Below are 9,322 nucleotides of genomic sequence, written 5' to 3' on the forward strand. Positions count from 1 at the left end.
GCCGGCGGCACCGGCCGCGCCGGGCGGCCCGATGCGCACCACCGGCGCCCACCCGCGGCCCGCCCCGGCCCGGCCGCCGCAGCGCTGGGAAGGCGTCGGCTTCCGCCCCGACATCCAGGGCCTGCGCGCCGTCGCCGTCGCCCTCGTGCTCCTGTCCCACGTCGGGTTCTCGTTCGCCGCCGGCGGCTACGTCGGCGTCGACGTGTTCTTCGTCGTCTCCGGGTTCCTCATCACCTCCCTCCTGGTCAAAGAGGTCTTCGACACCGGGAAGATCTCGATCGCGGGGTTCTACGCCCGCCGCGCCCGGCGGATCCTGCCCGCCGCCAGCGCCGTCACCATCGCGACCGTGATCGGCGCGTGGCTGTGGTTCCCCGTCACCCGGCTCGAAGCGGTCATGCAGGACGCGTTCACCGTCATCGTGTACGCCGTGAACTACCGGTTCGTCGCCACCGAGACCGAGTACCTCAACGCCGACCAGATGCCCTCGCCGTTCCAGCAGTACTGGTCACTGGCGGTCGAGGAGCAGTTCTACGTCGTCTGGCCGCTCCTGCTCATCGGCCTGCTCGCCCTTGCGAAGCGCAGCCCCCGCAAGCTCGTCAACGCCGCGATCGGCGCGTGCGCGGGGATCTTCGCGCTCAGCCTGGTCCTGTCCGTCCTCGTCACCCAGGTGTCGCAGCCGACCGCGTACTACGCGGCCCACACGCGCATCTGGGAGCTCGCCGGCGGCGCGCTCCTGGCCCTGACGCTCCCGGCGCTCAAGCGCATCCCGGCGGCCCTGGCGTGGATCCTCGGCATCGCCGGCCTGGCCGCGATCGTCGCCTCCGGGATCCTGTACGACGAGTCGACGCCGTTCCCCGGGTACACGGCCCTGCTGCCGGTCCTCGGCACGATGGCCGTGATCGCCGCGGGCTCGGGCGCCGCGAACCCCGCCAGCTCGCTCCTGGGCACCGGCCCCTTCCAGTACGTCGGGAAGATCTCCTACAGCCTCTACCTGTGGCACTGGCCGATTCTCATCCTCATCCCGCTCGCGGTCGACGCCGAACCCACCGTCGGGTTCAACTCGGTCCTGCTGCTGGCGACGATCGCCGTCGCGCAACTGTCCTACCTGTACATCGAGGAGCCGATCCGCAACGCCCGGCCGCTGAAGACCAGCAACCTGTGGGGCCTGGTCACCGGCGTCGCCTGCTCGCTCCTGGGCATCGCGATGGTGCTGGTGCTCACGGTCGGGTTCGGGAAGGTCCCGCCGGAGGAGCAGCCGGTCGACCTGGAGGCGGTCGAGGAGGTCGAGGACGTCTCCCAGATCGAGCTGCGGCTCCAGGAGGGCCTCGCGGTCTCCACGGTCCCCGCCGACCTCGAGCCGTCGCTCACCGCGGCCACCACCGACGCGCCGGAGATCTACGACAACGGCTGCCACCTCGACGCGTACACGACCGAACTCCCCGACGACTGCGCGTTCGGCGACCCCGACAGCCAGACCACGGTCATGCTCGTCGGCGACTCCCATGCGGCCCAGTGGTTCCCGGCGCTGGAGCCGATCGCGGCCGAGCGGGGCTGGCGGCTGGTCTCGCGCACCAAGAGCGCGTGCACGCCCGCGAGCGTGACCGTCCACAACGACATCGTCGGCGGCGAGTACAGCGGCTGCGAGGAGTGGCGCGGCAACGTCTTCGGTGAGATCGACGAGATCAAGCCGGCCATGGTGATCCTCAGCAGCGAGGACGCGCCGGCGCTGGTCGACTGGGAGGACGACAGCCCCGAGCGCTGGGCGCAGGGCTGGACCGACACGCTCGCGCGCATCACCGCCTCCGCGGAGCAGACCGTCGTCCTCACCGACACGCCCCGCAGCCCGACCGGCGAACCGATCCCCGACTGCGTCGCACTGCACCAGGACGCGGTCGAGAACTGCGTCATGCCGCGTGCGGAGGCCGTCGACGACTCGGGCAACCGCGAGGCCGCCATGGCCGCGCAGCAGGAGGCCGGTGCCACGGTGATCGAGACCGTCGGCTGGTTCTGCTACGCCGGAGCCTGCCCGGTGATCACCGGGAACACCCTGGTGTACCGGGACTCCCACCACATCAGCACCCCGTACGCGCGGTCGCTCACCCAGCTCCTCGAGGAGCAGCTACCGCCGTTGTGACCTGTGGCGCAGCCGCTTCGGCGCGCTGCTCGCGGGCCTCGGCCCTGGACCGCGCTTGGTACAGTGTGTATCGATCCCTTCCCCGTCGGGAGCCCGAGCCCCCTTGAGAGGAACGCCCCATGCGCAGGCTGACCGCACTCGCCGCACTCGTGCTGCTGTTCGCCGCCGGCTGCACCGGCGACGACCCGGGCACCGGCGAGGAACCTGCCGAGGAGTCGACCGCGCCGGCCGCGCCCACCGCGCCCGTCGAGTTGGAACTCGCCCCGCCGACCGGGTTCACCGCGGACGCGAGCGGCGCCGACCGCGAGGTCCTCTTCGCCGAGAACCACGTGACGTACACGTTCTACGTGGCGGGCGCCGAAGGCGGCTTCGACCGGATCCAGGTCACCTCGTACCTGCTCAGCGAGGGCACCGACACGTCCACCTATGAGACTCAGGCGACCCTGGTCACGGACTACTTCGGGAAGCTCAACCAGCTCATCTCGCTGGACAACTACTACCCGACGATCGTGCACCGCCAGGACGGGATCTACCGCTACGGCGAGGTCGTGGTCGACGGCGTCGAGGTCAAGTGGCAGGACCACTTCGTGTTCGCCGGGCCGTACCTCATCAACGTCACCTGCTCCTGGGACGCCCACTACGCCCAGGTCGACGCCGCGTGCGGCGAGCTGACCTCGACGTTCCCGTTCCCCGAGGCGTTCACGGCCGCCGCGGCCTGACGCCCGCGGGCCGGCCGCCGGCTCAGAGGTCGAGCCCCAGGGCGCGGAAGCGCTCGCTGTGGGCCTCGTGGCTGAACAGCCGCCGGGTCGTCTCGAAGCCGGCTTCGCGCTGCTCCAGGTACCGGTCGTGGTCGCCGGTCAGCTCGGTGACGAGCGCGGCCACGTCGGCGGGCTCGGCGTACAGCGCCCCCGACCCGAACGCGGGCTTGAACACCGGCGGCAGGACCACCGGGACGCCCGCGGCCATCGCCTCGACGGGCGCGCGCCCGAACGCCTCCAGCCACGACGAGCACGTGTAGTACACGTACACGTCGAGGCCGCGCAGGAAGTCCCCGACGGCGATCTCGTCGAAGGCGTGGCCGGTCCAGTTGGACGGCAGCCGCCCCATGATCCGCCGCGGCACCTCCACGCCGCCGAGGACGCGGATCGCGAAGCCCGGGTCCGCCGGATAGCAGGCGCGCAGGTGCGTCGCGAGTTCGGGCCACTTCGACAGGTGGTCGCGGGAGTGCCGGCCGATCGTCACGACGTCGCCGACGGGGTGGTCGCCCCGGACCGGCGTGGACTTCAGGTCGATCGACGGGTACCAGTGATCGGCGGACAGGTCGACGCCCTCGAGCTCGTCGGCGTGGTGGTCGAGCAGGGCCTGGTGCACGAGCGGGCCGACGGTGACCCAGCGGTGCTCGCCGATCCAGTCGGTGAGCTTGCGGTGCACGCGGTCGACGTCCCACACGCGCTTGCGGCCGACGCCGCCCTCGTAGTAGGTCATGGGGGCCTGGTTGACCACGAGCATCCGGTGCCCGGCGTCGATCTCGGGCAGGTCGTCGCGCAGTTGCGAGGCGAACGGCGGGAACCGCATGAGCAGCAGGTCGCACGAGACCTTCGCGCGGTCGCCGACGATCCGGACCCGGTCGCCGTCGACGGCGTCGAGGACCTTCGCGTTCAGGGGCCGGCCGGGGTGCATCTCGAACAGCGGGTTGTGGACCAGGCCCACGCGCAGTCCCGCGGCCTTGAGCATGGCGATCTCGTTGAGGTTCGAGGAGGTCGTGCCGCCGGGCAGGTTGAAGTTCGAGGCGATGACGACGTCGTACCGCTCCGCGGCGCCCGGTCCCGCCGGACGGGGCCGCGCGAGGGCGGCGGCCGCGGCGCGGCGGACCGTCCGCGTGTGGCCGCCGTCGGCGGCGATCGACCGGAGCGCAGGTGTCGCCGCGGTCGCGAAGCCGGCGTCGAGGCGCTCCTCCCACTTGCGGACGTTCGCGAGCGCGCGGGTCTCGCGCTGAGCGGCGCGCAGCCGCCGCCGCGACAGCAGCTGCAGCGGGCTGGCGACACCGGAGTCCCGCATCCGGTTGCGCAGCAGGTAGACCACGAGCGCAGCCTCGCCCGCAAGGACGGCGCCCATCGCGGGCAGGTACACCGCGGGCGGACCGGTCAGCGCCAGGGCCGCGGCGGCGGCCGTGACCGCTCCGAACGCGGTCCCGGCGAGTGCGAGCCGCCTCGCAGTGCGCATGCGTGCTCCGTTCATCGGCGGGCCGCCCGCCGCAGCAGGGCTTTGAACCTGGGGAATCCGGCCGAGGACAGCGCGGCGACGGCCAACACGCCCGAGGCGGACAGGGCCGTGAACGTCAGCGCCGCAGCGGCGTCGGCGCCCGCGATGAACCAGCTCGCGACGGCGCCGGCCCACAGCAGCGCGAACGCGGCGGCGCAGGCCGCGACCAGGGCGCGGCACGGGCCCTTCCGCTCCGGCCGGGCCTCGGCCCGGTCCGCCGCGTCGCGCTTCGCCGACAGGATCGCGGCGACCGACTGGGACGAGGTCGGGCGGATCGTCCGCTCCCAGACCTCGGTGCGGGCCGCGGTGAACGCGAACTCGTCGCCGCGTCCCTCCCACAGGGACGGGTCGGTCACGACGAGCCGCTCGGCCGACACCCGGTCGACGGGGGCGACGAACTCCACGGGGTTGTCGCCGTGGAAGCGCTCGTTGAGGAAGTCGAGGATCTCGGGCCGCAGATGCCGCACCTCGGCGCGGAGCCGCAGCAGCGACTCGACGTGCGCGATGCCGACGGTCCTGCCGGCGTCGGCGGCTTCGCGGGCCTGCTCGACCGCGAGGCGCTGACCGTCCTCCCAGAAGCGGCAGTCGACGACATACAGCTCGTCGAACGCGCGCCCGTCGAGGCGGACCCCGCGGTTCAGGCTCGGCGCGTACAGCTCCCGCCGCGGCGCGTCGGCCTCGATGAACCCGCTGGCCTGGCCGCGGCGGATCCGCTCGCGCCAGTGCTGGTGCGCGGACTGGTACGCCGACCTCGCCGGGTGCTGCCAGCCGTTGTCGATCTCGCTGGAGGTGAGGGTGTCGCCGCTGAGGCGCACCAGGGTGAAGACCTCGCCCTGGAGCTTGCGGACGGCCCGGTTGCCGAAGACGGCCTTGAACCGGAAGTGGAACTCGGTGTCGGCGCCTTTGCGCAGCGCGTCGAAGTAGCCCATGCGCTCGCGCACCGGCTCGGTCCGGAACATCACCGACGTCGAGCGGGGCCCCTGCACCGGCCGTCCGGTGTGGACGACGGTGAGGTCCTCGCGGACGCGGACGCAGTTCGCGAACGTCATCACCACGGTCGGGTCGGCGAGCATCGGCGCGACCTGCCGCTCGAGCCAGCGCGGGTGCGCCCAGTCGTCGGAGTCGAGGCCGGTCGCGAACACGCCCTTGCACTCCACGAGGGCCCGGTTCCGGGCCCGGTAGGTGCCGGAGTTCTCGGGGAGCCGGAACAGCCGGATCCGCTCGTCGAGGGCGGCCGCGCGGGCGAGGATCTCGCCGTACTCGGGGCCGGAGGCGTCGTCGACGAGCAGCAGCTCCCAGTTCTGCCAGCTCTGCGCGATCACCGATCCGATGGCGGTGAACAGGGTCTCGTCGGGCCGGAAGGTGGTCATGATCACCGAGATGCGCCGCTGCCCGTTGACGGGCGCGGCCGCTCCGGCGCGGAGCCGGTCGAACCGGACGCCGTCGCCTTCGGCGACTTCGAGGTCGGGCATGCCGGTGAAGACCCGGAACCGCTCGAGCCACGCCGCGGCGTCCCCGCCGCGGTCGGGGTGCACCTGGTCGGCCTCGAACGCGTGCCGCCACCTGGGCGCGAGATCGCCGAACCGTGCGAGGACCTCGGCCGCCGACCCGGTCGCGGCGAGCGCGGCCTCGGCGTACCGGATCTGGAACTCCGGCAGCACCGACTTGGGGTCCAGCCGCTCGGCGAGTGTGAAGAGGGCGTAGGCGTCCTGGTACTCGCGGCGCCGCGCGAGCGCCGCGGCGTACCCGGCGAGCCGGTCGGGTGCGACCGCCGACGTGTCGGCGTCCTTGGATTCGGCGAGGGCGACCAGCTCGTCGCGGGTCAGGCCGGGGGCGGCGAGTTCGCGGGCGATGTCGACGGCCAGTGAGGATCGGGTCCGGACCGTCGTGGCGTAGAGGGCTTGAACCGGCTGGGACCGCGCTTCCCGGAGCAGCGCTTCGCGCAGTGCCGTGTTCCTCGTGCCGGGTTCGCCGGGCTCCGTGGACGCGGGGTTCGCTGCGGGCAGCGGAGTCGCAGAGGTCGTTGAGGTCATCGAAGCAGTTCAGTCAGCCGTGGGAGGAGGGAAACCGGGTGGGGAGAGGCGCGCATGGGGCCGAGGCGATCCTAGCATGCACGACATCGGCGAAAGCTCCTCAACGTTTCCGGGTGCGATGTTCACCGCCGTGAAACGGCAGCTCAGGAGTGGTGTGATCCCGTGGCGCCGAGTCGGGCGACCCGCCGCACCAGCGCGGCCGGAGAGAACTCCTCCTCGACCTTAGCGAGCGCGCGCAACGCCTGCGCCTCGTAAGCCGCCGGATCGGCGACGAGGGCGCGCACCGCGGCCGCGACCTCGTCGGCTCGACAGTAGACCGCGGCCTCGCCGAACAGCGACTCGAAACGCCGGTCCATGACGCAGGGCACGCCGGCGGCCATCGCCTCCAGCGGGGAGCGCCCGAACGCCTCCACGCAGTCGTCGGCGATGAAGTATACGAACACGTCCAGTCCGCTCAGGAACTCCGCGGCCGGCACCGACCCGAACGGCAGGTCCACCCAGTTGCGCGGCAGCGTGCCGAGCAGTTCGCGGGGCGTCTCGGCGCCGCCGAGCGACCGGATCTCGAACGCCGGGTCGTCGGGGTAGCAGGAGAGGAGCTTCTCGGGGGTCTCGGGCCATTTCAAGGGCGCGTCGCGGGTGTGGCGGCCGATCCGGATCGGGCCGCCGCCGGCGGGGCGGGCGGGGCGGCGCCATTCGGCGGTGTCGATGATCTCGTACCAGTACTCGTCGGCGACGTCGATGCCGCCGAGCGCGTCGCCGTGGTGGCGTTCGAGCGTCCGGCGCACCTCGGGGCCGATGAGGTACCAGGTGTGGTCGCCGAGCCAGCCCTGCACGGTCTCGTGGACCGCGGCCGGGTCCCACTGCGGCCGCCTGCCTCCGTCCGCGTCGTAGTAGGTGAAGGGAACCTGGTTGACCAGGAGCACGGTCCGGCCGGTCGTGATCTCGGGCAGGTCGTCCATGAGCCGGCCCATGATCGTCGGGAGCCGGATCACGGTGAGGTCGCAGCGGACGGCGTCGTGCGCGGAGACGAGCACGACCCGCTCGTCGTCCACGAGCTCGGTGATCTTGGGGTTCAACGGCGTCGTCACGTCCCACCGGTACACCGGGTGGTGCAGCAGCCCGACCCGCAGCCCGGCGGCGGTGAGCGCCCGGATGTCGGCGGCGTTCGCGGAGGTGTTCCCGCCGGGCAGTCCGAAGTGCGACACGATGAGGACGTCCACCGCGATGTCGGCGCGGGCCTCATGCGCGCGCTCCTCCGCCTGGAGCCACGCGTCGAGGGTCCGGAGGACCTGGAACCGGTACTCGGGCGGGTTGTCGGCGTTGCGGGCGGTGCGCAGCAGCGGTTCGAGCGCGGTCGCGGAGAACCCGTGCTCGAGGCGCGCGGCCCACTTCTCGTGGAACCGGCGTTGCTCCTCGGCCTGGTCCTCGGCGAGCGCGTCGACTCCGGCGGCCTCGGCGGCGCGTTCGAGTCCGCGGCGGACGCCGAGGTTGCGGGCCCGGCGGACCACGGACGCGAGGAGGACCCCGATGACGGCGAGTTCGGCCGCGGCGATGAGGCCCGCCGCCGCGAGCACCGCCGCGGTCACGAGGGCCCGCCTTCCCGGAGGGCGGGGACGCGGACGCCGAGCGCGGCGACCCGCAGCAGCAGCGCCTGGTGCGAGAAGCGCTCGCGGACCGTGGCGAGCGAGCGCGCGGACTGCTCGCGGTACCGGTCGGGTTCCATCAGGGCGCGCACGACGGCTTCGACCTCCTCGGGCTCGCAGTAGACGCCGCCGTCGCCGAACAGGGGCTCGAAGCGCGGCGGCAGGACGCACGGGAGCCCCGCGGCCATGGCCTCCATGGGGGATCGGCCGAACGCCTCCACGTACTCCTCTGCGGTGAAGTAGACGGCGACGTCGAGGCCGTGCAGGAACGCCTCGGGCGGGACCGACCCGAAGGGATGGCCGGTCCAGTTGCCGGGGAGCCGCCCGAGGACGCGCTCCGGTGCACCGGTGCCGCCCAGGACGTGGACCTCGATGTCCTCGGCGTCCGGGTAGGTCGCCCGCAGGTCCTCGGCGATGGTCTGCCACTTCAGCGTGTGGTCGCGGGAGTGCCGGCCGATGCGTATGGTCCCGTCGGCCTCGCGGACGCCGTCGCGGCGCCACACGTCGGGGTCGAGGCACCCGTACCAGTACTCGTCGGCGAGGTCGACGCCCGCCATCTCGGCGCCGTGGTGGCGTTCGAGCGCGTCGCGGACCGAGGGGCCGATGGCGTACCAGGTGCTGTCGCCGACCCAGGACCGGAGGTTGTCGCGGACCGTGGCGACGTCCCAGGAGAAGTGCCTGCCGGCGCCGTCGGGTCCGTACGCCTCGAACGGCGTCTGGTTGACCAGGAGGACCGTCTTGGCGGGCTTGACGTCCGGGGCGTCGTCCATGAGCCGCATGAGCAGCGGCGGGAACCGGATGACCATCAGGTCGCAGTCGACCTCGTCGCCGGGCCGGAGCATGACCACGGACTCGCCGAGGAGCTCGGTGATCTTCGGGTTGACGTCCCGGGCGACGTTCCACTCGTAGACCGGGTGGTGGATCAGGCCGACCGTGAGGCCGGCGTCCCGGTAGGCCTTGATCTCCTCGGCGTTCGAGGCGGTGGTGCCGCCCAGGAGGTTCAGGTTGGAGACCAGGACGATGTCGAAGCGGCCGCGCAGGGGTTCGGACCGCTCGCGCCGGCGGGTGTCGCGCCAGTCGACGATCGCTTCGAGCATCGCGGCCCGGAAGAGGTACGTGCCCTGCTCGTTGTGGACGTAGCGGTACATCTCCGGCAGCGCGGTGGCGGAGAAGCCGTGGTTGAGCCGCGCGGTCCACCGCCGCAGCGGGCGGAGCTTGCGCGCGGGCAGCCGGCCGGGCGCGGCGCGGAC

6 protein-coding genes are annotated in these 9,322 nt (G+C 72.6%); 2 read left to right on the forward strand and 4 right to left on the reverse strand.

Annotation, left to right across the window (positions count from 1 at the left end; genetic code table 11):
- Positions 1-2,134: acyltransferase family protein (locus tag GFD30_RS25720; RefSeq protein WP_227997121.1), on the forward strand; the 2,134-nt coding region annotated here is incomplete at its 5' end.
- A 119-nt stretch (positions 2,135-2,253) separates the two neighbouring features.
- Positions 2,254-2,853 (forward strand): hypothetical protein, encoded by a 600-nt coding sequence (locus GFD30_RS25725; protein ID WP_153028005.1) that lies wholly within the window; start codon positions 2,254-2,256, stop codon positions 2,851-2,853.
- Between the two features lie 22 nt (positions 2,854-2,875).
- Here GFD30_RS25725 and GFD30_RS25730 read toward each other — a convergent pair whose 3' ends face one another.
- From GFD30_RS25730 to GFD30_RS26495, 4 genes are all read right to left on the reverse strand, one after another.
- The gene (locus GFD30_RS25730; RefSeq protein WP_153028006.1) at positions 2,876-4,357 is read right to left on the reverse strand and encodes a glycosyltransferase family protein; all 1,482 of its coding nucleotides are present in this window, start codon (positions 4,355-4,357) and stop codon (positions 2,876-2,878) included.
- A gap of 11 nt (positions 4,358-4,368) precedes the next feature.
- Positions 4,369-6,429 (reverse strand): glycosyltransferase family 2 protein, encoded by a 2,061-nt coding sequence (locus tag GFD30_RS25735; protein ID WP_153028007.1) that lies wholly within the window; start codon positions 6,427-6,429, stop codon positions 4,369-4,371.
- A 143-nt stretch (positions 6,430-6,572) separates the two neighbouring features.
- Entirely contained in the window at positions 6,573-8,015 is a 1,443-nt protein-coding gene (locus tag GFD30_RS28145; RefSeq protein ID WP_153028008.1) for a glycosyltransferase family protein, read from the reverse strand.
- On the reverse strand, positions 8,012-9,322 hold a 1,311-nt coding region (locus tag GFD30_RS26495; RefSeq protein ID WP_194202123.1), incomplete at its 5' end, for a glycosyltransferase family protein. The genes GFD30_RS28145 and GFD30_RS26495, both read right to left, overlap by 4 nt.

Source organism: Glycomyces albidus (genome assembly GCF_009451885.1).
GTDB lineage: Bacteria > Actinomycetota > Actinomycetes > Mycobacteriales > Micromonosporaceae > Glycomyces > Glycomyces albidus.